The 22,660-nt window shown below is 69.7% G+C and carries 26 protein-coding genes; 12 read left to right on the top strand and 14 right to left on the bottom strand.

The features are described 5' to 3' along the window. Positions 1 to 47: 47 nt before the first annotated feature. Together prpC and ACRSCF_RS03895 are read right to left on the bottom strand one after the other, a co-directional pair. On the bottom strand, positions 48 to 1,235 hold the full coding sequence (gene prpC / locus ACRSCF_RS03900) for a bifunctional 2-methylcitrate synthase/citrate synthase (RefSeq protein ID WP_026062818.1): 1,188 nt from the start codon (positions 1,233 to 1,235) through the stop codon (positions 48 to 50). Next, entirely contained in the window at positions 1,232 to 1,630 is a 399-nt protein-coding gene (locus ACRSCF_RS03895) for an acyl-CoA thioesterase (protein ID WP_016448408.1), read from the bottom strand. Before ACRSCF_RS03895 ends, prpC begins: the two co-directional genes overlap by 4 nt. A gap of 117 nt (positions 1,631 to 1,747) precedes the next feature. Between ACRSCF_RS03895 and ACRSCF_RS03890 the strand changes: the two genes are divergently transcribed. Further along, positions 1,748 to 3,160, top strand: coding sequence for a short-chain fatty acyl-CoA regulator family protein (locus ACRSCF_RS03890; RefSeq protein ID WP_016448409.1), 1,413 nt, complete (start codon positions 1,748 to 1,750; stop codon positions 3,158 to 3,160). 25 nt (positions 3,161 to 3,185) lie between these two features. Here ACRSCF_RS03890 and ACRSCF_RS03885 read toward each other — a convergent pair whose 3' ends face one another. Beyond that, positions 3,186 to 4,151 (bottom strand): ferritin-like domain-containing protein, encoded by a 966-nt coding sequence (locus ACRSCF_RS03885; RefSeq protein WP_016448410.1) that lies wholly within the window; start codon positions 4,149 to 4,151, stop codon positions 3,186 to 3,188. A gap of 307 nt (positions 4,152 to 4,458) precedes the next feature. Here ACRSCF_RS03885 and ACRSCF_RS03880 point away from each other — a divergent pair, with 307 nt between their 5' ends. The 8 genes from ACRSCF_RS03880 to ACRSCF_RS03845 all read left to right on the top strand — a co-directional run bounded on the left by ACRSCF_RS03880 (position 4,459) and on the right by ACRSCF_RS03845 (position 10,909). After that, on the top strand, positions 4,459 to 4,782 hold the full coding sequence (locus tag ACRSCF_RS03880) for a hypothetical protein (protein WP_016448411.1): 324 nt from the start codon (positions 4,459 to 4,461) through the stop codon (positions 4,780 to 4,782). Between the two features lie 251 nt (positions 4,783 to 5,033). After that, a complete protein-coding gene (locus tag ACRSCF_RS03875; RefSeq protein WP_016448412.1) occupies positions 5,034 to 5,267 on the top strand; it encodes a hypothetical protein in 234 nt (77 codons plus the stop codon). A 7-nt stretch (positions 5,268 to 5,274) separates the two neighbouring features. Beyond that, positions 5,275 to 6,093, top strand: coding sequence for a trehalose-phosphatase (gene otsB, locus ACRSCF_RS03870; protein WP_209800122.1), 819 nt, complete (start codon positions 5,275 to 5,277; stop codon positions 6,091 to 6,093). After that, positions 6,090 to 7,616, top strand: coding sequence for an alpha,alpha-trehalose-phosphate synthase (UDP-forming) (locus tag ACRSCF_RS03865; protein WP_034363288.1), 1,527 nt, complete (start codon positions 6,090 to 6,092; stop codon positions 7,614 to 7,616). The genes otsB and ACRSCF_RS03865 overlap by 4 nt, the downstream gene beginning before the upstream one ends. Before the next feature lie 110 nt (positions 7,617 to 7,726). Continuing rightward, positions 7,727 to 8,803: an acyl-CoA dehydrogenase family protein gene (locus tag ACRSCF_RS03860; protein ID WP_244387781.1), complete on the top strand. Its 1,077-nt coding sequence runs from the start codon at positions 7,727 to 7,729 to the stop codon at positions 8,801 to 8,803. Further along, positions 8,791 to 9,549, top strand: coding sequence for a PIG-L deacetylase family protein (locus ACRSCF_RS03855; protein WP_034363282.1), 759 nt, complete (start codon positions 8,791 to 8,793; stop codon positions 9,547 to 9,549). The genes ACRSCF_RS03860 and ACRSCF_RS03855 overlap by 13 nt, the downstream gene beginning before the upstream one ends. Beyond that, positions 9,546 to 10,154 (top strand): class I SAM-dependent methyltransferase, encoded by a 609-nt coding sequence (locus ACRSCF_RS03850; protein WP_071956938.1) that lies wholly within the window; start codon positions 9,546 to 9,548, stop codon positions 10,152 to 10,154. Before ACRSCF_RS03855 ends, ACRSCF_RS03850 begins: the two co-directional genes overlap by 4 nt. Further along, on the top strand, positions 10,151 to 10,909 hold the full coding sequence (locus ACRSCF_RS03845) for a glycosyltransferase (RefSeq protein ID WP_244387780.1): 759 nt from the start codon (positions 10,151 to 10,153) through the stop codon (positions 10,907 to 10,909). Before ACRSCF_RS03850 ends, ACRSCF_RS03845 begins: the two co-directional genes overlap by 4 nt. On the opposite strand, the gene ACRSCF_RS03840 is transcribed toward ACRSCF_RS03845, so the two are convergent. The 3 genes from ACRSCF_RS03840 to ACRSCF_RS03830 form a co-directional block, all read right to left on the bottom strand. Further along, positions 10,879 to 11,439 carry a DinB family protein gene (locus tag ACRSCF_RS03840; protein WP_017407113.1) on the bottom strand — a complete coding sequence of 187 codons (561 nt, stop codon included), beginning with the start codon at positions 11,437 to 11,439 and terminating at the stop codon, positions 10,879 to 10,881. The two genes, ACRSCF_RS03845 and ACRSCF_RS03840, sit on opposite strands and share 31 nt — an antisense overlap. A 22-nt stretch (positions 11,440 to 11,461) precedes the next feature. Continuing rightward, complete coding sequence (locus ACRSCF_RS03835) at positions 11,462 to 12,319, bottom strand: PhzF family phenazine biosynthesis protein (protein ID WP_034363277.1); 858 nt, start codon at positions 12,317 to 12,319, stop codon at positions 11,462 to 11,464. 63 nt (positions 12,320 to 12,382) lie between these two features. Then, positions 12,383 to 12,787: a VOC family protein gene (locus tag ACRSCF_RS03830; RefSeq protein ID WP_244387779.1), complete on the bottom strand. Its 405-nt coding sequence runs from the start codon at positions 12,785 to 12,787 to the stop codon at positions 12,383 to 12,385. A gap of 69 nt (positions 12,788 to 12,856) precedes the next feature. On the opposite strand from ACRSCF_RS03830, the gene ACRSCF_RS03825 reads away from it, so the two are divergent. Then, positions 12,857 to 14,224, top strand: coding sequence for a PLP-dependent aminotransferase family protein (locus ACRSCF_RS03825; protein ID WP_016452725.1), 1,368 nt, complete (start codon positions 12,857 to 12,859; stop codon positions 14,222 to 14,224). Here the strand turns inward: ACRSCF_RS03825 and ACRSCF_RS03820 are convergent. From ACRSCF_RS03820 to ACRSCF_RS03785, 8 genes are read right to left on the bottom strand one after another with little or no spacing between them, the layout of a single operon-like run. After that, a complete protein-coding gene (locus ACRSCF_RS03820; RefSeq protein ID WP_016448423.1) occupies positions 14,208 to 14,648 on the bottom strand; it encodes a nuclear transport factor 2 family protein in 441 nt (146 codons plus the stop codon). The two genes, ACRSCF_RS03825 and ACRSCF_RS03820, sit on opposite strands and share 17 nt — an antisense overlap. A gap of 5 nt (positions 14,649 to 14,653) precedes the next feature. Then, entirely contained in the window at positions 14,654 to 15,445 is a 792-nt protein-coding gene (locus ACRSCF_RS03815; RefSeq protein WP_016448424.1) for an SDR family NAD(P)-dependent oxidoreductase, read from the bottom strand. A 5-nt stretch (positions 15,446 to 15,450) separates the two neighbouring features. After that, positions 15,451 to 16,011: a DUF3833 domain-containing protein gene (locus ACRSCF_RS03810; RefSeq protein WP_034363273.1), complete on the bottom strand. Its 561-nt coding sequence runs from the start codon at positions 16,009 to 16,011 to the stop codon at positions 15,451 to 15,453. Beyond that, entirely contained in the window at positions 16,008 to 17,288 is a 1,281-nt protein-coding gene (locus ACRSCF_RS03805; RefSeq protein WP_070080847.1) for an MFS transporter, read from the bottom strand. The genes ACRSCF_RS03810 and ACRSCF_RS03805 overlap by 4 nt, the downstream gene beginning before the upstream one ends. A 17-nt stretch (positions 17,289 to 17,305) precedes the next feature. Next, positions 17,306 to 17,875, bottom strand: a complete 570-nt coding sequence (locus ACRSCF_RS03800) for a chalcone isomerase family protein (RefSeq protein WP_016448427.1) — start codon at positions 17,873 to 17,875, stop codon at positions 17,306 to 17,308. Positions 17,876 to 17,892: 17 nt separating this feature from the next. Continuing rightward, positions 17,893 to 19,161: an SAM-dependent methyltransferase gene (locus ACRSCF_RS03795; protein ID WP_016448428.1), complete on the bottom strand. Its 1,269-nt coding sequence runs from the start codon at positions 19,159 to 19,161 to the stop codon at positions 17,893 to 17,895. Further along, positions 19,158 to 19,910 (bottom strand): DUF1365 domain-containing protein, encoded by a 753-nt coding sequence (locus ACRSCF_RS03790; RefSeq protein WP_034363271.1) that lies wholly within the window; start codon positions 19,908 to 19,910, stop codon positions 19,158 to 19,160. Before ACRSCF_RS03790 ends, ACRSCF_RS03795 begins: the two co-directional genes overlap by 4 nt. Next, a complete protein-coding gene (locus ACRSCF_RS03785; protein ID WP_061288794.1) occupies positions 19,907 to 21,253 on the bottom strand; it encodes an NAD(P)/FAD-dependent oxidoreductase in 1,347 nt (448 codons plus the stop codon). The genes ACRSCF_RS03790 and ACRSCF_RS03785 overlap by 4 nt, the downstream gene beginning before the upstream one ends. A gap of 140 nt (positions 21,254 to 21,393) precedes the next feature. Between ACRSCF_RS03785 and ACRSCF_RS03780 the strand changes: the two genes are divergently transcribed. Both ACRSCF_RS03780 and ACRSCF_RS03775 read left to right on the top strand, forming a co-directional pair. Next, positions 21,394 to 22,032: a TetR/AcrR family transcriptional regulator gene (locus ACRSCF_RS03780; protein ID WP_017407121.1), complete on the top strand. Its 639-nt coding sequence runs from the start codon at positions 21,394 to 21,396 to the stop codon at positions 22,030 to 22,032. Positions 22,033 to 22,179: 147 nt separating this feature from the next. Continuing rightward, positions 22,180 to 22,659 carry a sigma-70 family RNA polymerase sigma factor gene (locus ACRSCF_RS03775; protein ID WP_070081029.1) on the top strand — a complete coding sequence of 160 codons (480 nt, stop codon included), beginning with the start codon at positions 22,180 to 22,182 and terminating at the stop codon, positions 22,657 to 22,659. The last annotated feature ends 1 nt before the right edge of the window (position 22,660 follow it).

Below are 22,660 nucleotides of genomic sequence, written 5' to 3'. Positions count from 1 at the left end.
TGCGGGCAGGCCTGCAGCCCGCCCGCCAGGTTCAGGACAGCGGCGGCTCAGGCGCGCGCATCGAGGGGCACGAACTTCTGGTCATCCGGCCCCGTGTAGTTGGCGCTGGGGCGGATGATCTTGTTGTCCTGGCGCTGCTCGATCACGTGCGCGGCCCAGCCGCTGGTGCGCGCGATCACGAACAGCGGCGTGAACATGGCCGTGGGCACGCCCATCATGTGGTAGCTGACGGCGCTGAACCAGTCCAGGTTGGGGAACATCTTCTTGACCTCCCACATCACCGATTCCAGCCGGTCGGCAATGTCGTACATGCGGGTGGTTCCGGCCTCGTCGGACAGGCGCTTGGCCACGCCCTTGATGACCACGTTGCGCGGGTCGCTGACGGTGTAGACCGGGTGGCCGAAGCCGATCACCACTTCCTTGGCATCGACGCGGCGGCGGATGTCGGCCTCGGCCTCGTCGGGCGTGTCGTAGCGCTTCTGGATCTCGAAGGCCACCTCGTTGGCGCCGCCATGCTTGGGCCCGCGCAGCGCGCCGATGGCGCCCGCGATGGAGGAATACATATCGCTGCCCGTGCCCGCGATCACGCGCGCCGTGAAGGTGGAGGCGTTGAACTCATGCTCTGCATAGAGGTTGAGCGATGTGTGCATGGCGCGCACCCAGCCTTCGGACGGACGGTGGCCGTGCAGCAGGTGCAGGAAGTGGCCGCCGATGGAGTCGTCGTCGGTCTCCACCTCGATGCGCCGGCCCGAATTGCTCCAGTGGTACCAGTACAGCAGCATGGAGCCCAGGCTGGCCATGAGCCGGTCGGCAATGTCGCGGGCACCCGCCAGGTTGTGGTCGTCCTTTTCCGGCAGCACGCAGCCCAGGGCCGAGACGCCGGTGCGCATCACGTCCATCGGATGGGCGCCGGCAGGCAGCTGCTCCAGCGCCTGCCTGACGCTGGCCGGCAGGCCGCGCAGCGCCTGCAATTTGGTCTTGTAGGCCTGCAGTTCGGGGCGCGTGGGCAGCTTGCCGTGCACCAGCAGATGGGCGATCTCCTCGAACTCGCAGACCTCGGCAATGTCCAGGATGTCGTAGCCGCGATAGTGCAGGTCATTGCCCGAGCGGCCCACGGTGCACAGCGCGGTGTTGCCGGCGGTCACGCCCGACAGCGCGACGGATTTCTTGGGCTTGAATGCGGACGCAGATGACGAAGTTGGCGCAGATGGCGCGTCGATGGTCGTGGTACTCATGAAAGGGTCTCCTGGTTCAGATAGGAATGGGCAATGGCCGCAGGAAGGCCGTTGTGGTCGACAGCCACCATCTCGAACAGGCCCTTGAGCACGTCCTCGCAGGCAATGCCCGGAGCCTGGGCCGACGCGGTGACGCAGACCGTCATGGAGCTGCGCCCGATGCGGCTGACCCAGCCGCGCAGGACGATCTCGTGGCCCACGGGCACGGGCGCCAGGAAGTCCACGCCGGTGACGGCGGCCATCACGACCTCGCGCTGTGCCAGGCTGCGCGCAGCGAGAAAGGCCGCCTTGGCCATGAGCTGCAGGCCCTGGCCCGCGAACAGCGTGCCGTGGTGGTTGGCCAGCGCGGGCAATACCAGTTCATGCAGCTCGGCGGTTCCGGTGGGTGTTGTCATGTTTCGCAATTTACGCAAAATAGCGCCCCTGCCATAGTGCTGAAAAGGCGAATTCTTGCGAAACGAAGTCCGTGAATTTGCAAATTCTGCGAATAACAGCCACCCGAGGAAACAGCCATGAAGAAGACGTTCATGGGCGTCAAGCTGCGCAAACTGCGCGCGGAGCACGGCCTGTCCCAGATCGCCCTGGCCCACGCGCTGGGCCTGTCGCCCAGCTACCTGAACCAGCTGGAGCAGAACCAGCGGCCGCTGACGGTGTCGGTGCTGCTCAAGCTCAACCGCGCGCTGGGCGTCGATATCCAGCAGTTCTCGGAGGACGAGGAAGCGCGCCTGGTCGCCGGCCTGCGCGAGGCCCTTGCCGAGGCGCCCGAATCCATTGCCCTGCCCGAGCTGCAGGAAGTCGCCGCGCAGATGCCCGCCCTGGGACGTGCGGTGATGGCGCTGCACCGCCGCCATCTGGAAGCCCTGGAGCGCATCGAGAGCATGTCGCTCAGGCTGGGCGATGACCGCTCGGACATGCCGGTGGCGCGCACCATGCCGTTCGAGGCCGTGCGCGATTTCTTCTTTGCGCACCAGAACTACTTCGATGAAGTGGACCGCGCGGCCCAGGCTCTGGCCGGCGAGGCGCGTGCGGACCCGGGCCATCTGGCGGACTGGCTGGTCCGGCGGCTGCAGCAGCGCCACGGCGTGCAGGTGCATCGCCTGGAAGACTCCCGGCAAAGCCAGCGCCGGTTCGACCCGGCCACGCGCTCGCTGTGGCTGTCCTCGGCGCTGGAGCCTGCGCAACAGGCCTTCCAGCTGGGCACGCAGTTGGCCTTGCTGGAGATGGGCGACACGCTGGACCGGCTGATCGCCACCGCTGCCTTCCAGGGCGACCCGGCCTCAAGCAAGCTCGCCCGCGTGGGCCTTGCCAACTACTTTGCGGGCGCGCTGTTGCTGCCCTACGACCTGTTCCTGGAATCGGCCGAGCAGCTGCGCTATGACATCGACCTGCTGGGCCAGCGCTTTGGCGTGGGCTTTGAAACCGTCTGCCACCGGCTGAGCACGCTGCAGCGGCCCGGCGCGCCCGGCGTGCCCTTCTTCTTTGTGCGCGTGGACCGCGCGGGCAATATCTCCAAGCGCCAGTCGGCCACGCATTTCCACTTCAGCCGCACCGGCGGCACCTGCCCGCTGTGGACGGTGTACGAGGCCTTCGGCCAGCCCGACCAGGTGCTGCGCCAGCTCGCCAGCATGCCCGACGGGCGGCGCTACCTGTGGATTGCACGCTCGGTCTCGCATGGCCAGCGCGGCTATGGTTCGCCGCGCAAGACCTTCTCCATCGGCCTGGGCTGCGACATACGCCATGCCGCGCGCCTGGTCTATGCCAAGGGGCTGGACCTGGGCGACCCGGAATCGGCCACGCCCATCGGCATGGGCTGCAAGGTCTGCGAGCGCGACCAGTGCACGCAGCGCGCCTTTCCCTATGTGGGAAAGGCGCTGCATGTGGATGAGAACGCCAGCCGCTTTGCGCCGTACGGCGTAGGCGGCTAGCAACCCCCAGGCATCCTGTGCCGGGTCAGGAGGCCGCGCGCATGCGGTCGCGCAGATCGCGCACTTCGTCGTGGTTGCGCTGCGCGCCCTGGGCTTGGCGCTCCACCATCACGCGGATGGCCGGAGGCAGCGGCTGCTTGAGCGCCTTGCGGTACTGGGCGACGGCGGAATCCTCGCCGCGCTCGCACTCCTCCAGCACGGCCTTGTCGTCCTGCGAGGTCAGCGCCGTCTTCACCGACACCCAGCCCCGGTGCAGCGCGCCGGCCACCGTGCCGCCCGATGCGGGCTCGCGGCCCAGCTTGCGGATCTCGGCCTCCAGCTCCAGCGCGGCGGCGCCGCACTCGGCGCTGTGGCGCAGGAACAGGGTCTTGAGGTCCGGCGAGTCGGCGTTCTCGGCCGAGGTGCGAAAGCCGTACTCGCCATCGCGGCAGGATTCGAGCAGGTCGTTGAGCACGTCGGCTACATCGTCGTTGTCGATGTCGCCGGTGTAGGCCGGTGCCACGATGGTCCCCGTGTCATCACGGACATCGCGAACGCCTGCGCGCTCCCAGGCTGCGCGCGCTGCGGGCCGGGCCTGGTCCCAGTCCAGATGGCTGGCGCCACGGCGCGTGGTCCATTCGCGCTCCCATTCGGCGTCGAAGGCATCGAAATCGGCATCGCGGCGCGCGGCGGCCGCGTTCCAGCCCAGCTCGTAGGCGGGGCGGTACTCCTCATAGCTGCGGCCGGCCACGTAGTAGGGCTCGTTCTGGTAGGCGTCGCGCCAGTAGGCGTCCTCGACCGTGGGATTGACGGCTTCGGCCGCGCCCTTGCCGGCCAGCCCGCCGACCACGGCACCGGCCACACCGCCCACGGCAGCACCGATGGGGCCGCCCATTGCGCCGAATGCAGCGCCGGTCACGGCACCGCCTGCAGCGCCTATGCCGGTGCCTACGGGATGTGCGCCGGGCGCGTCGGACAGCGGGTCACGGTTTGCGGGATTCGATTGCGTCATGGAATGTGCTCCTTGGCAGTTGAAAGTGATGTCTATCGTGATCGCCGTGGCGCGCCGCCGGCGTGCGCGCTTGCGGCCATGTGCCGTAGGAACGCGGCGACCGGGCCTTGCGGACATCGCGCCAGTGGCCTGTGGCCATTTTTCGCACCCCGGCACAGGGCAATCGGCGTGCCTGAGAACGGCGTTCATGCGCGAGGCATCTTTTCGTTCCTGCGCTTTCGGCGTGGTCCCACGGCGGCTGCGAAAGGGCCAAGAGACCATGGCCCAAGCGCCGCCTGCGCAGGCCCGCGAATGAAAGGAAGACGCCATGAAAGACAAGACCCCATCCGCATCCAAGTCCTCTGCACCCACACAGGCGAAGCCGTCGGGCGATGGCCAGACCAAGCTGCCCGGACAGGTCGGCAAGGCGCCCCATGCGCCCGGTGAATCCGATGCATCCGACGCATCCGAACAGGGCCTGCGCCTTCCGCACGAGCGCGACCAGAGCCTGGACGCTACCAGCGATGCGCCCGATCCGGTGATGCGCCAGGCCCATGACGACCTCGCCTCCGGCCAGGTCGATACCGACATGCGCCAGACGCCGGGCCTGGATGCCGAACGGCGCAAGAAGATGGTGCGCAAGCAGCCTTGATGGCACCTGAAGCTTGCACCTGAAGCGCAACGAGCTGCTGGCAGCCAACAAGATTGCCAGCAACCGCATGACCGGCATCGAAGGGCTCTGGACGGGGAGCAGCTGCAGCAAGGGGCGGCCTTCCACGTCAATCTGGCCGCCCGCGCGCACGAAAGCGGAGCCTGCAAGGAATGCCACTCCATCGACGAAGACGACCCGGCACGGCCCGGCAACTGAGGTGCCCGCGCTTCACTTCATACAGGAGCAACCCCATGCCCGACATTCCCGACTGGCTCCAGTGGCCTGCCTTTCTGGCCTCCATCGCCGGCGCCTGGTGTGTGGGCTCGCGTTCTGCGCAAAGGCGCAACCTGGGCTTCTGGGTCCTGATGCTCAGCAATGCGCTGTGGGCGCTGTGGGGCTGGTCCACGGCGGCCTGGGCGCTGGTGAGCCTGCAGTTCTGCCTGGCCATCACCAACATCCGCGGCTCCATCAAGGCCGAGCGGTGAGCAGGCCATGGCAGCAGACGCTTTCCTGATGTCGATCCACGAAACCGGCAACCCATACCCTGGCGCCTCCATGGAAACACCCCCATTCCCCACCTGCAGATCCGCCCTGTTCCTCGACTTCGACGGCACGCTCGTGCCGCTGGCCGAGACCCCGGACGCCATTGCGCCAGACCCCGTCCTGATCCCCATGCTGGCCAGGCTGCAGGGTCTGTTGGGCGGTGCGCTGGCCATCGTCACGGGTCGGCAGGTCGAGATGCTGGACCACTTTCTGGCGCCGCTGCATCTGCCTGCCGCCTGCGAGCACGGCCTGCAGCGGCGGGATGCCGCAGGCCGCCTGCACATGCAGGCATCGGCCATGCCAGAGACCGTGCTGCAGATGTGCAATGCCTTGGCGGCCGACCATCCCCGCCTGCTGGTGGAGCGCAAGCGCTCTTCGGTCGCACTGCACTACCGGCGTGCGCCAGAGCTGGCGGCGCTGTGCCTGGACATGTTGGGCCGCGCCCTGCGACACCAGCCCGGGCTGGAGTTGCTGCACGGCAAATGCGTGCTGGAGGTCAGGCCCGCAGGCGTGGACAAGGGCCACGCCATTGCGGCCTTCCTGCGCGAAGCGCCGTTCGCCGGCCGCACCCCGGTGTTTGCCGGTGACGATGTCACGGACGAGAGCGGCTTTGCCGTGGTGCAGGCACACGGCGGCATGGCGATCAAGGTGGGCGAAGGCGCAAGCAGGGCCCGCCACCGGCTGGGCAGCCCGCAGGCCGTGCATGCCTGGCTGAAGTCCGCATGCATGCACCTGGCTGCGCAGACCTGCGCGGAGGTGCTGCCATGAGCCGGCTGGTGGTGATCTCCAACCGCGTGGCCGATCCGCGCAGGGCCGCGGCCGGGGGCCTTGCCGTGGCCATGGGCGATGCGCTGCGGCAGACGGGCGGCCTGTGGTTCGGCTGGAGCGGGGCCGTCACCGACGACGGTGCCCAGGCCGCGCCGGCCGGCCATGTGCACCGCACCCAGGCAGGCAACGTCACGCTGGCCACGGTGGACCTGGACCGCGCGGACCATGACAGCTACTACGCGGGCTACAGCAACGGCGTGCTGTGGCCCGTCTTTCACGGACGGCTGGACCTGGCGAGCTTCGACACGGGCCATGCGGCCGGCTACCGCCGCGTGAACCAGCTGCTTGCGCGCAGGCTGCTGCCCCTGCTGGCGCAGGACGACATCCTCTGGGTGCATGACTACCACCTGATCCCGCTGGCGGCCGAGCTGCGCGCCCTGGGCTGCCGCCAGCGCATCGGCTTTTTCCTGCACATCCCATTGCCCCCGCCGACCCTGCTGGCGGCCATTCCCGAGCATGCATGGCTGATGCGCTGCCTGTTTGCCTACGACCTTGTGGGCCTGCAGACCCGCCAGGACGTGCAGCATTTCGAGCGCTATGTCTGCGACGAGGCCGGGGGCCAGTCGCTGGGCGATGGCGCCTTGCGTGCCCATGGGCAGCGCCTGGTGTGCCGCGCCTTCCCCATCGGCATCGATGTGGAGGGCTTCGCGGCGCTGGCCCTGTCCGGCGCATCGCAGGACATGCATGCGCGCATGAAGCACGAGTACGCACAGCGTCGCCTGCTGCTGGGCATAGACCGGCTGGACTACTCCAAGGGCCTGCCGCAGCGCCTGCGTGCCTTTCGGGAGCTGCTGGCCCGCCATCCCGAGCAGCGCCGGCGCGCCACGCTGATCCAGATCGGCTCGCCCACGCGCGAGGGCCTGGACGCGTATGCCGACATACGGCGGGAGCTTGAATCGCTGTGCGGCGCCGTCAACGGCGACTACGGCGAGCTGGACTGGATGCCCGTGCGCTACATCCACCAGACCCTGCCGCGCGATGGCATTCCGGGCCTGTGCCGCGCGGCGGCCGTGGGCCTGGTCACGCCGCTGCGCGACGGCATGAACCTCGTGGCCAAGGAATATGTGGCGGCCCAGGACCCGGCCGACCCGGGCGTGCTGGTGCTGTCGCGGTTTGCCGGCGCGGCCGAGCAGCTGCAGGAGGCGCTGCTGGTCAATCCCTACGACGTGCACGGCACGGCCGCCGTGGTGCAGCAGGCCCTGCAGATGCCCCTGCAGGAAAGGCGCCAGCGGCACCAGCGGCTGCTGCAGCGCATCGCCGAGCAGGACGTGCACTGGTGGCGCAAGGCCTTTCTGTCTGCCTTGAAAGAGGCCAGGCCGCTGGAGCGCAGGGAAAGGGAAGCCTTCGGCATCCCCGTTCCCTCGATCAGGCAGGAGCAGGCACCGCTGCGCCTGGAGCTGGCCGCCTGCCCTGCCGACGGCGTGGAACGGGACGCCTGCCGGTCGGTGGTCTCCGACAGGTAATGCCTTCCTGCTCCTGCGGCGCCGCGTTCATCCTCCCGGCACCATGGCATCGCCCGGCCCCACCCCATTTCCAGGGCTGCGCACGACACACAAAAGGAAGGCAAGCGGCGATGGCCCAGCACGACAACGAGCACGCCCATGCGTGGACATGCAGCGACACGCTGGCGCAGGCCTTGCGCGGCCACACGGACCTGTCGCCAGCGGACCAGTTGGCCCTGCTGGTGGCGCAGGGCGCCGACCGCCTGCCGCTGCCGGGCCATGGCCACACGCTGCAGCGCTGGCGCGCACTGGCCGAGGTGGCCGCCCACAGCCTGAGCCTGGCCAAGCTCTATGAAGGCCATACCGATGCCCTGGCCATCCTGTCCGAACTGCAGGCCGACCTGGCCACCGAAGGCCTGCGCTGGGCCGTCTGGTGCGCCGAGCCGCCGGGCGAGCGCGTGCAGGCCACGCCCACGGCCCCCCATGCTGCGGCACATGCCGGCATGGCCGTGCAGCTGTCCGGCTACAAGCCCTGGTGTTCGGGCGCGCGCGCGGTGGACCGTGCCCTGGTCAGCGGCTGGCTGGCCGACGGCCGGCGCTGCCTGATCGCCGTCACCATGGACCAGCCCGGCATCCGCAGGGACGACAGCCACTGGCAGGCCGTGGGCATGGCCGCCAGCGCCAGCGCCGACGTGCATTTCGACGGCGCCACCGGCGTGCTGGTCGGCGAACCGGGCCAGTACCTGAGCCGCCCCGGCTTTCACCATGGCGGCGCGGGCGTTGCTGCCTGCTGGCATGGCGCGGCAGCGCGCATCGCCAGCCATCTGCAGCAGGCCGTCGGTCAAGGCGAGGACCCGCACCGCCAGGCCCACCTGGGCGCGCTGGATGTGGCCCTGGCCGGCGCGGCCGGCCTGCTGCGCGACGCTGCGGCCCGCATCGATGCCACGCCCTCGGACCCCTGCCTGCTGGCCGTGAACCGCGCCCGCCTGGCCGTGGAAGCCGCCGCCGAAGAGGTGCTGCGGCGCGTGCCACGCGCCATCGGTCCCGGCCCGCTGTGCAAGAACAGGGGCCTGGCACAGCTGATGGCCGACCTGCCCGTCTTCATCCGCCAAAGCCATGCCGAGCGCGACCAGGCCGCGCTGGGCCGCCTGCTGGCCGACAAGGCACAGACCTCGCAGGCACCGGGAGGCGCGGCATGGATGCTGTGAAGCCGCGCCTCATCGAGGGCCGGGGCACGCCGGAATCGCGCTGGCAGGCCTGGTTTGCGCAGCGCCGGCCAGCGCAGGTATCCATGGACGACCTGCTGGACGGCCGGCGCCGCGCCGTCATCGTCGCGCCGCACCCCGATGACGAGATCCTGGGCTGCGCCGGCCTGCTGCGCCGCTGTGCCGAGCGGGGCATGCCCTGCCTCATCGTCTCCGTGACCGATGGCGGAGCCAGCCACCCCGACTCGACGCTGTGGCCGCCGCAGCGTCTGGTGCGCGAGCGCGTGCACGAGAGCACCCAGGCCCTGGCCCTGCTTGCGCCGCAGGCGCAGGTGCTGCGGCTGGGCCTGCCCGACGGCCATATCGCCGAGCATGCAGCGCAGTTGCTGCAACGGCTGGAGCCGTTGCTGCAGCCCTCGGATGCGCTGCTGTGCACCTGGCGCGAAGACGGGCACCCGGACCACGAGGCCACGGGCCAGGCCTGCGCCACGGCAGCCCGGCACGCGGGCTGCCGGCTCTTCGAGCTGCCGATCTGGGCCTGGCACTGGGCCGAGCCCGGCGACGCGCGCGTGCCCTGGCACCGTGCCGCCGCCATTGCGCTGGCGCCGCAGGAGCTGGCGCTCAAGCGCCAGGCCCTGTCGTGCTTTCGCAGCCAGCTGCTGCCGGACCCGTCCACGGGCCGCGACGCCATCCTGCCGTCCTGGGCCACGCAGCGCCTGCTGCGTCCGTTTGAAGTGGTGTTTCTATGAACGGCGCCCGGCAGCACTTCGAGCAGATGTACCAGGCCGACCCCGACCCCTGGCAGGTCGCATCACGCTGGTACGAACGGCGCAAGCGCGACCTGCTGCTGGCCGCCCTGCCGCGCGAGCGCTATGCCCACGGCTTCGAGCCCGGCTGCGGCAATGGCGAGGCCACGCAGCGCCTGCTGCAGCGCTGCGACCGGCTGTGCGCCGTCGACTTCTCGGACAGGGCCGTGGATCTGTGCCGGCAGCGGATTGCGCCGCAGGACCGCGCCCGCCTGGACCTGCAGGCCCTGCCCCTGCCCTGGCAATGGCCACAGGTGCCCCAGGTGCCGCAGCAAGGCTTCGATCTCATCGTGGTCTCGGAGCTTGCCTACTACTTCGACGACGCGGCACTGGCGCATTTCAACCGCCAGTGCCTGGCCTCGCTGCAGGGCGGCGGCCACTGGCTCATGTGCCACTGGCGGCATGGGGCGCACGATCACCTGCAGACCACTCGCACCCTGCATGACAGCGTGTCGGCCCATGCGCAACTGCACTTGCTGCTGAGCCACAGCGAACCGGATTTCCAGCTGGACATCTGGCAGAAAACCCCTGAAAGGACGGACAGATGATCGGCGTGTGCATCCCAGCCCATGACGAGGAAGACCTCATAGGCCGCTGCCTGGACAGCGTGTTTTGCGCGGCCGCCCATGCCGACCTGCAAGGCGAGACCGTGGCCGTCGTGGTGGTGCTGGACAGCTGCCAGGACGCCACCGAATCGGCCGTGCGCCGCTGGCCCGCCATCCCGTTGTCCATTGCCGCGCGCAACGTGGGCAAGGCGCGGGCCCTGGGGTCGGAGTACCTGCTGCTGCTGGGCGCCCGCTGGCTGGCCTTCACGGACGCCGACACCACCGTCTCGCCGAGCTGGCTGGCCGACCAGCTGGCGCTTCAGTCCGACGTGGTCTGCGGCACGGTGCAGGTGGCCGACTGGTCGGCCCACGGCGTCCAGGCGGACACGGCGCGGCGGCACTTCGAGACCACCTACACGGACCGCGACGGCCACCGCCACGTGCATGGCGCCAACCTGGGCATCTCGGCCTGGCACTACCGCCAGGCAGGCGGGTTCGACGCACGCACCTGCGGCGAGGACCAGGACCTGGTGGACCGCCTGGCGGTCGGCGGCGCCCGCATCGCCTGGTCGGCCCGGCCCCGGGTGATGACCAGCGGCCGCGCCTACTCGCGCGTGGCCGACGGCTTTGCCGGTGCGCTGCGCCAGGGATGGGCCCTGCCCTGCGACGCGCCGCCTGCGCTGCCCGTGCGCCAGGGCGCCCTGGCGCAGCAGGCCCTGGCCCTGCCTCAACCGCAGGCCGGCTCGTCCACGCGGTAGCAGTCCCTGAGGAACACCGGCAGGTCGTTGGCCGGCGGCACGAAGGGCACCTGGTACATCATGTCGCTGACAAAGCCACGGTGGTAGCTGCCGTGGTTCACCACATGCAGCACGATCTGCTCGCGCGTCATGGCGCCCTGCCCGCCGCCCACGAACTCGAAGTGCACGACCTTCGCCAGTTCCTCGTCCGGGCATGCGTCGACGAACTCCACATACCAGCGGTCCATTGCCTGCACGGATTCCCACAGCGCCTGCAGCGTGGGCGTGTGGTCGGTGTTGCGCATGGTGTAGCCATGTTTGCGGCCCTGCAGGTGGTGCCTGAAGATGTCCTCCACCACAAGGACGTGGTTCAGCGTGCGCACCATGTTGCCGAAGCTCGTGGGGCGCTGCTTCAAGGCCTCGCCTTCGGGCAGCTCCATCACGCTCTTGAAGGTCAGGCCGTTGGCCCAGGCCTTGTAGCGCACCAGCATTTTCAGGTTGGCCCTGGCCGATGAGACGGGAGCGCGCAGGCTCTCCTGGATCGCTGTCATTCGTGGGTTCTTTCGGTGTGGATCAAAGGCCGCTCAGTGCGCCTTCGACATGGGTGCGCGCCGTGCCGCCCACCCAGACCTGGCCCGTGCCGTCACGGGTCAGGAAGATGCGGCCGTCACGGCCCAGGCAGCGGCCTTGGGCGGCAACGTAGTCGCTGTCCATCACCCCCGTCGCAAACAGCCACTGCGCCAGCGAGGCGTTGAGGCTGCCGGTGACGGGGTCTTCGACGATGGCGCCCTGGTGATCGGAGAAGAAGGCGCGCACCTCGCAGGCGGCAGGGCTGGCACCGCCGACACCCCTGGCATAGGGTCCCACCACGCCCACGTCCATGCGCGTGGGCCACTGCCGGGCCGGGTTCAGCGCCAGCACCTGCTCGGCCGAGGCCAGGCGGATGCCCAGCCAGCCGGGGCCGTTGTCTATCCACGAGGCGGCCTGCACCTCTTCGGCGGTGATGCCCAGCATGCGCAGCGCGGCATCCAGCTCGTCGGCGGTGGGCGCGCCAAAGCGCAGCATGGGCGGCGCAGCGAATGCCAGCCGCCCATGCTCCTGCCGTATCTGCACCAGGCCCGCCCCGCACTCCTGGACGATGTGGCCTGCGTTCCTGGGCGCACCGCGCTGGGACAGCCAAGCATGGCAGCTGCCCAGCGTGGGATGGCCGGCAAAAGGCATCTCCCGGTCCAGCGTGAAAATCCTCACGCGGTAGTCGGCCTGCGCCTGCGTGGGCGGCAGCAGGAACGCGGTTTCGGAGAGATTGAACCAGCGCGTCAGCTGCTGCATCTGTGCGGTGGTCAGCGCCTGCCCACCGGTGATCACGGCCAGCGGATTGCCGGACAGCGGGCCGCTGGCGAAAACGTCGACCATATGAACGGCAATGCTCATGAAGACAGTCCTTGTTGCATGGGAAGGAAAAGAAGGGGAAACGGGCGGCGGGCCCGATCTGCGCTAGGTCCGCACATCGGCGCGATGCACCACATGGACCTTGTTGCCGTCGGGATCGCGCAGGTAGGCACCGTAGTAGCCATCGCCGTAATGCGGTCGCGGGCCGGGCGGGCCTTCGTCGCTGCCGCCACGCGCCAGGCCGGCGGCATGGGCCGCGTCCACCGCGTCGGGCGACGGGGCCACAAAGGCCACCATGGCGCCATTGCCCGCCGTGGCCGGCTCGCCGTTGAAGGGGCTGTAGACATAAAAGCGCGGCAAGGCCGCCGGCGGCGCCACCCAGCACAGCGCGGCCGGCCCGCCATCGGGCTGGACGGCGCGGCGCTGCAGTCCCAGCGGGAAAAGCACCGCGTCATAGAAGCGGCCGGCCCGCTCGAGATCACGGGCGCCGACGGTGATGTGGCTGAACATGGGGTGAACGTTACACTATCGAGAAATAAAATAGTGTCACGGCACACTCTTTTTTTCCTTGCCCCGACCATGCTCCTGCCCTCCCCCTGGACACCCCGTCTTGCGCGCATTGAAGCCAGTGCCGCCGAGCGGCTGGCGCGCGCCCTGGCCGACGACATCGTCGAAGGCCGGCTGGCCGGCGGCGACCGCCTTCCCGCCCACAGAGACCTGGCCGACAGGCTGCAGATCGGCCTGGGCTCGGTGACCAGGGCCTATGCGCTGCTGGAGCGCCGGGGGCTGACGCGCAGCGTCAAGGGCAGGGGCACCTTCGTGGCCGCCCGGCGGACGCAGGGCGGCGAGGCCATCGACCTGTCCTCCAACGCGCCGCCGGCCGCCATCAGCGAACGCCTGCTGGCGCGCACGCTGACCGCGATTGCGCGCCGCATCGATGCCGATCACTTCAATTCCTACGCGCCGCCGGGCGGACATGCGGAGCATCGCCGCGTGCTCGCGCGCTGGCTGCAGACGCTGGGCCTGAACGTGGAACCCGGCCACATGGTGCTGACCAGCAGCGCGCGCCAGGCGCTGTCCCTGGCCCTGGACCTGGTCTGCCAGCCCCGGGGCCGGCTGCTGACCGAGCGCATCACCTACCCCGGTGCCATTGCCCTGGCCCGGCGCAAGGGCTGCGCCCTGCAGGGCCTGGCCATGGACGCGCAGGGCCTGCTGCCGCAGGCGCTGGCCGAGGCGCTGCACGGCATTCCCGCCGCCGAAGGCAAGGTGCTCTACCTCACCCCCACGCTGCACAACCCGACCACGGCCACCATGGGCGCGGAGCGCAGGCGGGCGATCGTGGATATCTGCCGGAACGCAGGCGCCTGGATCATCGAGGACGGCGTGTATGCCGCCTGCTCGCCCGATCACGCGCGCCTTGCGCACCTGGCGACCCTGGCGCCCGAGATCACCCTGCATGTGAACGGTCTGTCCAAGTCGCTGGGCCCGGGGCTGCAGGTGGGCACGCTGGTACTGCCGCCAGCGCTGTGCGGCGCCGCGCTGGCGACGCTGCAGGAGCTGTCCATGGCGCCTTCGGCCCTGTCATGCGCCGTGGTCGATGAATGGCTGTCCCAGGGCGTGGTCGCCTCCCTGCAGGCCGACCTGCGCCATGAGGCACAGCGGCGCGTGCGGCTGGCCGCATCGCACCTTGCCCCACACCTGGGCGACAGCCGCCTGGTGCTGCACCCCGAGGCCTACAACGCCTGGCTGCCCATGGAGCGCGAGGCCGCCGACCGCCTGGTGTCGGCCGCAGCGGCGCTGGGCGTGACGCTGACCGATCCGGGCTCGCTGATGGTGGAGCCGCACGACCGTGCCAGCGGGCTGCGCATCTGCCTGGGCGCCCCAGGCCTGGACGACCTGGACGGCGCCCTGGCGCAATTGGCCAGGCTGCTTACTGCGGAGCCCTGAGCTTGTTCTGCAGCGCCCTGGCCACGGCGCCCAGCACGGGCACCTTGGCGAAGATTTCCTCCACCGGGTCCCAGAAATCGCGGTGCACTGCCACCAGTCCCTGCGCATCGAACTCCAGGTAGCTGGTGCCGCAGATGTGCATGGGCTGGCCCGATGCCCTGACAAAGCCCAGCTCCCACAGCAAAAAGCCGCTGTCCCCCTGCACCGCGCCCTGGCTGACGGCGAAGCGGGGCCGGTCCAGTTGCTCGAACATGTGGGCGAACACGCGCTGTATCGCTGCGTGGCCGCGCACATCGTTGAACGGGTCCTTGAACCGGGCCTGTTCCGCATAGAGGGCCAGCAGCGCCGGCAGGTTGTCGCGGCGCAGCGCCTCATAGGCCTGGGCCAGCCGGTCCAGTCGGGGATCGCCGAGGGCAGTGCTCATCGGTTTCAGGCTCCTGTGATGCGGCGAACCGCCGAGAAATACCAGGCATCGGGCAGGCAGCGCAGCAGCCGCACCCAGCGCGTGAAGCGGCGCGGAAAATTCATCTCGAAGCGCCCCTGTGCCCAGCCCTGCAGCATGTGCCGGGCGGCCTCGTCGGCACCGATCAGGGCCGGCATGCTGAAGCTGTTTTGCGCCGTCAGCGGCGTATCGACAAAGCCGGGGTTGATGATGGACACGCCCAGGCCCGGGCCGTGCAGGTCCAGGTAGAGGTTTTCTGCCAGGTTGTTGAGCGCCGCCTTGGTAGGACCGTAGGCCAGGGACATGGGCAGCCCGCGATAGCCTGCCACCGAGCCGACCAGGGCCAGATGCCCCTGGCCGGCCTCCAGCAGCATGGGCAGCACCGCATCGAGCAGGTGCAGCGCGCCGCCATAGTTCACGGCCAGGTGGCGCTGCATCTCGGCCAGGTCGAACTCGGTGGCGCGCTGGGGCCGGTAGTGGCCGGCGCAGTACACCACCAGGTCGGGCGCCCTGCCCACATGGGCCCGCACGGCACGGGCTGCCTGTGCCACGGCCTGGGCATCGGTCACGTCCAGCGGCAGGGCCAGGCAGCCTTCGCGGCCGCGCACGAAATCCTGCAGCGCACCGCCATGCCGCGCAGAGACAATCACGCGCGCGCCCTGGCCGTGCAGCGCTTCGGCCGTGGCGCGCCCTATGCCCGAGGAGGCGCCCAGAAGCCATGCCGAGCGGCCCTTCCAGTCGCGCAGCGGCGGGTTCAGCCGGCGGGATAACAGTGGCATGGCCATCACTCCTTGATGATGGCCAGCGTCACGTCGCCCAGGTGCAGGCCGAGCTTGCTCATGGCCGTGCGGTTGAGCAGGGTGCGCCCGTCCATCAGGTACATCCAGTCGTCCATGCTGACGTTCCAGACCCTTCCGTCCACGGGCAGGGCCAGCACGTAGCTCCAGCGGATGGCATTGCCCGCGCTCTGGCCCTGGGCCTCGCCCACCACGTCGTCGGCCCGGCCGCTGTAGCGGCCCTCGCCCAGGCGGCGGATATGCCAGATGCGCTGCTGCGTGCTGCCGTCGCTGTAGACGAAGTGCTCATCGAGCGTGCCCTCGTCGCCATACCAGCGGCCCGTCATGCGCACGGTGAATCGCTTGACCACCTTGCCCGAGCGGTCCGTGAACATGCCGTGGGCCGTCAGCGGCCCGTTGAAGTACTGGCGCAGGTCCAGCGTCGGCTGCTCCTTGGCGTAGTCCTGCACGGAAGGACCGGCGCAGCCCGCCAGAGACAGCGCCAATGCCGCCCCCAGGCAGGCGCGCCGCAGTGGTGAAAACGAAGCGCAGTGGGTGATGTGGCTCATGTGTGCCTCCAGGAAGAATGCAGTCGCTCGGCGCGCCAGAGCAGCCCGGCCGCCGCCAGTTTGAGCAGGCAGGGCAGCCCGCCATAGGCCCAGGCCAGGGCCTGCAGGCCGGCCGGATCGGTGCTGCCGCTGCGGTAGCCCGCAACGGACAGCAGGGGCAGAGCCAGGCCCGCGGCCAGGGCCAGGTTGAGCTTGGTGGCGCAGGTCCACCACCCCAGGTAGCGGCCCTCGCCCTGGCCGCCCTGGCCGGACTCGTGGATCACGCCCGTGAGCAGTGCGCCCGGCAGGGCCAGGTCCGCGCCCAGGGCCAGCCCGCTGGCCAGGCAGATCACGGCGAAGGCCAGGCCGTCACCCGTGCCCAGCCAGGGCGTGAAGCCGAAGGCCAGCACGCTGGCCAGCATGCCCGCGCGCCAGCTGGGCGCCAGGCCCCAGCGCGAGACGGCCTTCACCCACAGCGGCAGGCCCAGGGCCGCCGCGCCAAAAAAGCACAGCAGCAGCAGGGGCTGCATCCCGGGCACCTGCAATCTGTCGGCCACGAAGAAGGGCAGCAAGGTGGCCGGAATGGCCGCGGCCACGCCGTTGACCATGAAGACGGCCAGCAGCCGGCGAAAGCCGGCATCCGCCCATGGTGAGATCCGAGAGGTGTCCGCCGTGGCCTGCTGCGGCAGCGTCACCGGGGCCTTGAGCCGGTACAGCCCCACCAGCGCCAGCGCCAGGCCCAGCGCCAGCACGGCGCTGGTGGCGTCCAAGCCCAGCCAGGCCGGCAACACGCTGGCCAGCAGCACACCGCCCAGCGTAGCGCCCTCGCGCCAGGCCGTGACGCGAGCCCGCCAGGCGGGCTGCCCGCCCCAGCGCGTGCCCCAGGCCTGGTGGACGATGGTGACGAAGCTGTAGGCCAGCGTGCACACCAGCAGGCTGCAGGCCAGCCAGCCCAGCATGGCGGCCTGGGCACCGCGCGGCGGATGCCACAGCGCCCAGAAGCCCAGGACCATCAGCAGGCTGGCCAGTGCAGCCGCCCACCACGCTGGCCGCATGCCCCGGCGCAGCAGCCGGTCGGCCTGGCGGCCGATGGCGGGGTCCACCAGGGCATCGAAGGCACGCGTGGCCAGCAGCACCGCGCCCAGCCCCGCCAGCGGCGCACCGGCCACGCTGGCGTAGTGGTAGGGCAGGTTCACATACAGCGGCAGGGACACGAACGCCAGCGGCGCGGCCAGGCCGCCATAGGCCAGCCCTGTGCGCCAGGGCAGCAAGGGGGCGGCGGCAGGGTGCGAGGCCATGGCGTGGTCCCGGGCGCTCAGGATTGGCCCAGCAGCGAGCTGCGCATGGCAGGTGCCGAGGTCTGGGGCGCGAGCCAGATGCCGAAGAACAGGCGCGCATAGTCGGCATCGCGCAGCTGTGCAGTCTGGCGGCCGTTGTGGAAGAAGCGCACCTCGCCCTGGCCGTCGTTCAGGCCCAGCAGCCGGTCCTGGGCCGCCACATCGGGAAACGCCTGCTTCATCAGCGCCAGCCATTGGCGGGACTGCTCCTCGGTGAAGCCGTCGACCCTGCGCATTTCGGCGATGGAGCGCTCGGCGATGGCCGCGCCTTCGAGCTTGCGGTCATAGACCAGCTCCAGCGCGAACGGGTGGCGGGCGTAGTCCTCGGGCACAAAGCCCGGTGCGGCCCACAGCCGTGCCTCGTACACGCGCAGGCCGAAAAAGCGCAGCACGCCCGTGCCCACCAGGCGCGCGGCCGGCAGGGCGCTGCGCAGTTCGGCCGGAAGGTCGGCAGTCGGAGTCTTGGCGTGGAGTTCGTTGGGCATGGCGATCAGTGAAGGGACAAGGGCGCAGGCGGCGCCCCAGGCCAGCGCCTGGCGGCGCGGCATGTGACGTGGTGGCGATTTCATGGCAGGGGCCTGCGCAGCGTGAACTGGACGACATCGGTGTTGCCGGTGTCGAAGGCCGCCTCGCAGTAGGCGAGGTAGAAGGTCCAGATGCGCACGAAGCGCTCGTCAAAGCCCTGGGCCCGCACGGCGTCGAGGTGGTGATCGAAGGCCTGGCGCCAGCGCCGCAGCGTCTCCGCATAGTCGCGGCCGAAGGCCATGCGGCGCTCCACCACCAGGCCGGCGCGCCGTGCCTCCTGCTCGAAGGCAGGAATGCTGGGCAGCAGCCCGCCCGGGAAGATGTACTGCTGGATGAAGTCGGTGGAGCGCAGATAGCGCGCGAACAGGTCCTCGCGCAGCGTGATGGTCTGTATGCAGGCCAGGCCCCCGGGCTTGAGGCAGTCGCGCAACGTCTGGAAGTAGCCGCGCCAGTATTCTCGGCCCACGGCCTCGAACATCTCGATGGAGACGATGGCATCGAAGGGCTCGCCCGCATGCCGTGCCGGCAGGTCGCGGTAGTCCTGGTAGCGCAGCTCCACGGCGTCGGCCAAGCCGGCCTGCCGCATGCGCTGCTGTCCCCAGGCCAGTTGCTCGCGCGACAGCGTCACGCCCGTGACCCGGGCGCCGAACTCCTGCGCCGCCGCCTCGGCCAGCCCGCCCCAGCCGCAGCCGATCTCCAGCAGGCGCTGGCCGGGCTGCAGCCGCACCTCGTCCAGCGTGCGCCTGAGCTTGGCCTGCTGGGCGTCCTGCAGGTCGGCGTGGCGCAGCGATTCACCCGTGCGCCCCTGGAACCAGGCGGCGCTGTAGCTCATGCCGGGGTCCAGCCACAGGCGGTAGAAATCGTTGCCCAGGTCGTAGTGGGCATGGATGTTCCTGGCGCTGCCGGCCCGCGTATTGCGCTGCAGCAGGTGGCGCAGGCGGTAGCCCAGCCGGCCCCACCAGCTGCCGTACACCAGGCTTTGCACATGGTCGCGGTTGGCCATGCACAGGCGCAGCAGGGCGGCCAGGTCGGGGCTGTCCCATTCTCCGGCGATATAGCCTTCGGCCAGGCCGATGTCGCCCGATTTCAGGGTGCGCTCCAGCGCCCGCCAGTCGTGCAGCACGCAATGCGCGTCGGCAGCCCCCGACGGCGGACGGGGCAGGTGCAGCAGGCGGCCATCGGGCTGCTCCAGGTCCAGCTGCCCGTGGGGCAGGCGTTCGAGCAGGTTCAGCACACGGCGTGCCCGCGCAGGCGTGCGGCGCGGCGCTGCGGCGGTGGGGCTCAGCAGGGGGGCGGCGGTAGTGTTCATCTTGTGACGAAGCGCTTGGGCGCGGAGGGTTTGCCATGGAAAGGCACGCGCTTGGCCCAAAGGCGCAGCGCGTGCCAGTGGATGCGGGCGACCACGCCCAGCGTCATCAAAGGGGTGCCGAAGAAGGCGCGGCGCACGGCGGCGGCATCCAGCACCTGCAGCACGCCGCCCACGCTGGTCTGCAGCAGCGGGCCGTCCTCGTCATGCAGGTCCACGCGTGCCAGGGTGCGGTCTTCGCTGCGTTCGAAGCGGAAGCGGTACTCGCCGCGCACCTCGCAGAACGGCGAGACGTGGAATTGCTTGCGCGCCACCTGCTCGCGGCCCCAGGCCAGGTCCGGCCCCGCCAGCAGATAGGCATGGCGCTCGCCAAAGGTGTTGTTGACCTCGGCCAGCACGGCGGCCAGCGACCCGTCGGCGCGGTGCGCATACCAAAAGCTCACGGGCTTGAACACGTAGCCCAGCACGCGCGGAAAGGTGTGCAGCCAGACTTCGCCATCGGCGTCGGCTATGCCTTCGCTGTGCAGCAGCTGCTCGAACCAGGCCAGTGCGTCGCAGCCGCCCTCGCCGTGGTCGCTGTCATGGAAGCTCAGCCAGCCACGGCGGTTGCGCCTGAGCGCGGCGTCCGGGTGCGTGCGCAGGCTGCGCATGGGCAGCATGAGGAAATAGCCCGGGTAGCGGAAGGCATGCTCCACCGGCCGCAGGCGGCGGTGCCAGACATGGCCGAAGCCGATGAGCGGCCGGGCCGTCATGCGACCCCCTCGAAGGCCGCGCTGGCGGGCAGGACGGGCAAGGTCTGCAGGGCATGCAGCAGGCCGTCGGCCGCGACCAGGCCCGAGCGCAGGCCGTCCTCATGGAAGCCGTAGCCGCACCATGCGCCGCAGAACCAGGTCCTGCGCTGGCCTTGCAGGGCATCCACCCGGCCCTGGGCCTCGATGGCGGCCAGGTCGAACACCGGGTGGCTGTACTCGATGCGCGCGTGGACCTGGCTGTCATCGATGGGGCGCACCGGGTTCAGCGACACCATCACGGGCTGCTGCCACGGCAGGGGCTGCAGGCGGTTGAGCAGGTAGTGCAGGCAGACGCCGGCCCGGTCTTTTCCGGGATCGGCGGCGCGTTCGTAGTTCCAGGCGGCCCAGGCCGCCGGGCGGCGCGGCAGCACGCCGGCATCGGTGTGCAGCACGGCCTGGTTGGGCTGGTAGCGGATGGCGCCCAGCACGCTGCGCTCGAGCGGCGTGGCATCGGAGCCCAGCAGGCGCAGGGCCTGGTCGCTGTGGCAGGCCAGCACCACGGCGTCGAACCGCTCCGTGCCGTGCGCCATCTGCAGCAGCACGCCGTGGGCGGCGCGGCGCAGGCCCAGCACGGGCGCGTTCAGCCGGACCTCGTGGCGGCCGTCCTTTTGCAGCGCGGCCACCATGCGCCGCACATACTGACGCGAACCACCGCGCACGGTGCGCCACTGCGGCCGGTCCGTGACCTGGATCAGGCCGTGGTTGTGGCAAAAGCGGATCAGCGTGGCCACGGGAAAGCGCAGCATCTGGTCGGTGGGGCAGGACCAGATGCAGCCCATCATGGGCAGCAGATAGTCCTGGCGAAAGGCCGGCCCGAAGCCGTGGTCGTCCAGGAAATCTTCGATGCAGCTGCGCAGCCGCGCTTCATCGCCTTCCTCGGCGATGCGCGTGGTCAGGCGGTTGAAGCGCAGGATCTCGGCCAGCATCTTCAGGAAACGGGGCCGCAGCAGATTGCTGCGCTGGGCGAACACACCGCCCAGCGAACTGCCGCTCCACTCCAGGCCCGCCCGGCCGCCGGCCTGCGGCACCTGCACGGAAAACGACATCTCGGCCTCCGCCGTGGGCACCTGCAGCTCTTCGAACAGACGGGTCAGCAGCGGATAGGTGCGGTGGTTGAACACCAGAAAGCCCGTGTCCACCCCCTGGCTCACGCCGCCCAGCGCCAGATCGACCGTGTTGGCATGGCCGCCGAAATGGCTGCCTGCCTCCAGCAGGGTCACGCCATGCCCGCCCGGCGCGCCGGCCAGCCGCCGTGCTGCGGCCAGCCCCGCAATCCCCGACCCGATGACTGCAATGCGATGCATGGGAGCGTCCTTCCTGGTTGAATCGATCAGTCAGACCATGAAGATCAAACTGTGAACTGATGAGTTCAAACTATATACCAAACGTATCCACTTTGAACTATTTGGTATCGGATATGACCTGTCGGGTCTAAAATATGGCTATGACAAGCCGCTCCTCCATCAAAGAACAGATACAGCGCGTGCGCGAGCAGGCCATCGTGGCGGCCGTCAACCGGCTGCTGGCCACCAAGGGCTACGACGCCATGACGGTGGACGAGGTGGCGGCCGAGGCCGGCATGGCCAAGGCCAGCCTGTACAAGCTGTTCACCTCCAAGGAAGAACTGGCAGGGGCCGCCATGGTGGGCGTGCTGGACCGCGCCCTGGCCTTCGTGGACGGCCTGCGCGACGAAGCCAGCCTGGCGGCCGAGGCCGGCACGCCCACGCGCCCGCTGGACCAGCTCAAGGCCGTGACGCGCTGGGCCATGCAGACCCAGCTGGAAGGCGAGATGCCCTCCCTGCCCGCGCAGAACTCCAACCTCAGCGCCTCGCTGCAATCCAACGACGACTACATGGACCGGCTGATCGCGCTGAGCAACCGCCTGAGCATCTGGATCACCGAGGCCCAGACCAGCGGCCAGATGCAGGCCACGCTGCCGGCCGAACTGGTGCTCTACACGCTGTTCGCGCGGGCCTGCGATCCGGTGGTGGCCCTGCTCAAGGAGTCGGGCCAGTACACGCACGCGCAGATCATCGACTGGGTGACCAGCACGACCTTCGACGGGCTGGCGGCGGCGGGCTGATCCGGTGCGCGGGATCGCACCGATCCCAATGCAAATGAGAATTCATATCAACTGGATAAAATGCCGGCAGTTTCTTGACGCACAAGAGGAAAGGCCCGGCACGTGCATCCATCCACCGACAGTGGCGCCAGCCAGGCTCTGGGCAGCATGTACGCGCAGCACAACCCTTGGCTGGTCGCGTGGCTGCAACGCAGGCTGGGCAACCGCTGCGATGCGGCCGACCTGGCCCAGGACACGTTCACGCGCATCTGGGTCAGCGCCAGGACGCAGGCCATCGAGGACATCCGGGAGCCCCGGGCCTATCTGACGACAGTGGCCCGGCGGCTGCTGGTCAATCACCTCGAACGCCGCTCGCTGGAGCAGGCCTACCTGGCGTCGCTGCACCTCCTGCCCCAGGCCACCGTGCCGTCCGTGGAGGCGCGGGCCATCCTGCTGGAGACGCTGCAGGAGCTCGATGCGCTGCTGGACGCCCTGCCCGCCAGGGTGCGCACGGCCTTTCTCATGTCCCAGCTGGAAGGCCTGTCCTACGAGGACATTGCCGACCGGATGCAGCTGAGCGTGCGCACCGTGACGCGCTACATGGCCCAGGGCTTTCGGCAATGCCTGCTGGTGATGCTGGAGCGCTGAG

The organism is Delftia sp. 11MD (assembly GCF_050907895.1).
Classification (GTDB): Bacteria; Pseudomonadota; Gammaproteobacteria; order Burkholderiales; family Burkholderiaceae_C; genus Comamonas; species Comamonas tsuruhatensis.
Note: the sequence above shows the minus strand (reverse complement) of the source record. Positions and strands in the feature narration are given on the sequence as shown.

Bases quoted from the DNA above. Each gene is read 5' to 3' on its own strand.
- prpC (WP_026062818.1), bottom strand. From the start codon at position 1,235: ATGAGTACCACGACCATCGACGCGCCATCTGCGCCAACTTCGTCATCT.
- ACRSCF_RS03895 (WP_016448408.1), bottom strand. From the start codon at position 1,630: ATGACAACACCCACCGGAACCGCCGAGCTGCATGAACTGGTATTGCCC.
- ACRSCF_RS03890 (WP_016448409.1), top strand. From the start codon at position 1,748: ATGAAGAAGACGTTCATGGGCGTCAAGCTGCGCAAACTGCGCGCGGAG.
- ACRSCF_RS03885 (WP_016448410.1), bottom strand. From the start codon at position 4,151: ATGACGCAATCGAATCCCGCAAACCGTGACCCGCTGTCCGACGCGCCC.
- ACRSCF_RS03880 (WP_016448411.1), top strand. From the start codon at position 4,459: ATGAAAGACAAGACCCCATCCGCATCCAAGTCCTCTGCACCCACACAG.
- ACRSCF_RS03875 (WP_016448412.1), top strand. From the start codon at position 5,034: ATGCCCGACATTCCCGACTGGCTCCAGTGGCCTGCCTTTCTGGCCTCC.
- otsB (WP_209800122.1), top strand. From the start codon at position 5,275: ATGGCAGCAGACGCTTTCCTGATGTCGATCCACGAAACCGGCAACCCA.
- ACRSCF_RS03865 (WP_034363288.1), top strand. From the start codon at position 6,090: ATGAGCCGGCTGGTGGTGATCTCCAACCGCGTGGCCGATCCGCGCAGG.
- ACRSCF_RS03860 (WP_244387781.1), top strand. From the start codon at position 7,727: ATGGCCCAGCACGACAACGAGCACGCCCATGCGTGGACATGCAGCGAC.
- ACRSCF_RS03855 (WP_034363282.1), top strand. From the start codon at position 8,791: ATGGATGCTGTGAAGCCGCGCCTCATCGAGGGCCGGGGCACGCCGGAA.
- ACRSCF_RS03850 (WP_071956938.1), top strand. From the start codon at position 9,546: ATGAACGGCGCCCGGCAGCACTTCGAGCAGATGTACCAGGCCGACCCC.
- ACRSCF_RS03845 (WP_244387780.1), top strand. From the start codon at position 10,151: ATGATCGGCGTGTGCATCCCAGCCCATGACGAGGAAGACCTCATAGGC.
- ACRSCF_RS03840 (WP_017407113.1), bottom strand. From the start codon at position 11,439: ATGACAGCGATCCAGGAGAGCCTGCGCGCTCCCGTCTCATCGGCCAGG.
- ACRSCF_RS03835 (WP_034363277.1), bottom strand. From the start codon at position 12,319: ATGAGCATTGCCGTTCATATGGTCGACGTTTTCGCCAGCGGCCCGCTG.
- ACRSCF_RS03830 (WP_244387779.1), bottom strand. From the start codon at position 12,787: ATGTTCAGCCACATCACCGTCGGCGCCCGTGATCTCGAGCGGGCCGGC.
- ACRSCF_RS03825 (WP_016452725.1), top strand. From the start codon at position 12,857: ATGCTCCTGCCCTCCCCCTGGACACCCCGTCTTGCGCGCATTGAAGCC.
- ACRSCF_RS03820 (WP_016448423.1), bottom strand. From the start codon at position 14,648: ATGAGCACTGCCCTCGGCGATCCCCGACTGGACCGGCTGGCCCAGGCC.
- ACRSCF_RS03815 (WP_016448424.1), bottom strand. From the start codon at position 15,445: ATGCCACTGTTATCCCGCCGGCTGAACCCGCCGCTGCGCGACTGGAAG.
- ACRSCF_RS03810 (WP_034363273.1), bottom strand. From the start codon at position 16,011: ATGAGCCACATCACCCACTGCGCTTCGTTTTCACCACTGCGGCGCGCC.
- ACRSCF_RS03805 (WP_070080847.1), bottom strand. From the start codon at position 17,288: ATGGCCTCGCACCCTGCCGCCGCCCCCTTGCTGCCCTGGCGCACAGGG.
- ACRSCF_RS03800 (WP_016448427.1), bottom strand. From the start codon at position 17,875: ATGCCGCGCCGCCAGGCGCTGGCCTGGGGCGCCGCCTGCGCCCTTGTC.
- ACRSCF_RS03795 (WP_016448428.1), bottom strand. From the start codon at position 19,161: ATGAACACTACCGCCGCCCCCCTGCTGAGCCCCACCGCCGCAGCGCCG.
- ACRSCF_RS03790 (WP_034363271.1), bottom strand. From the start codon at position 19,910: ATGACGGCCCGGCCGCTCATCGGCTTCGGCCATGTCTGGCACCGCCGC.
- ACRSCF_RS03785 (WP_061288794.1), bottom strand. From the start codon at position 21,253: ATGCATCGCATTGCAGTCATCGGGTCGGGGATTGCGGGGCTGGCCGCA.
- ACRSCF_RS03780 (WP_017407121.1), top strand. From the start codon at position 21,394: ATGACAAGCCGCTCCTCCATCAAAGAACAGATACAGCGCGTGCGCGAG.
- ACRSCF_RS03775 (WP_070081029.1), top strand. From the start codon at position 22,180: ATGTACGCGCAGCACAACCCTTGGCTGGTCGCGTGGCTGCAACGCAGG.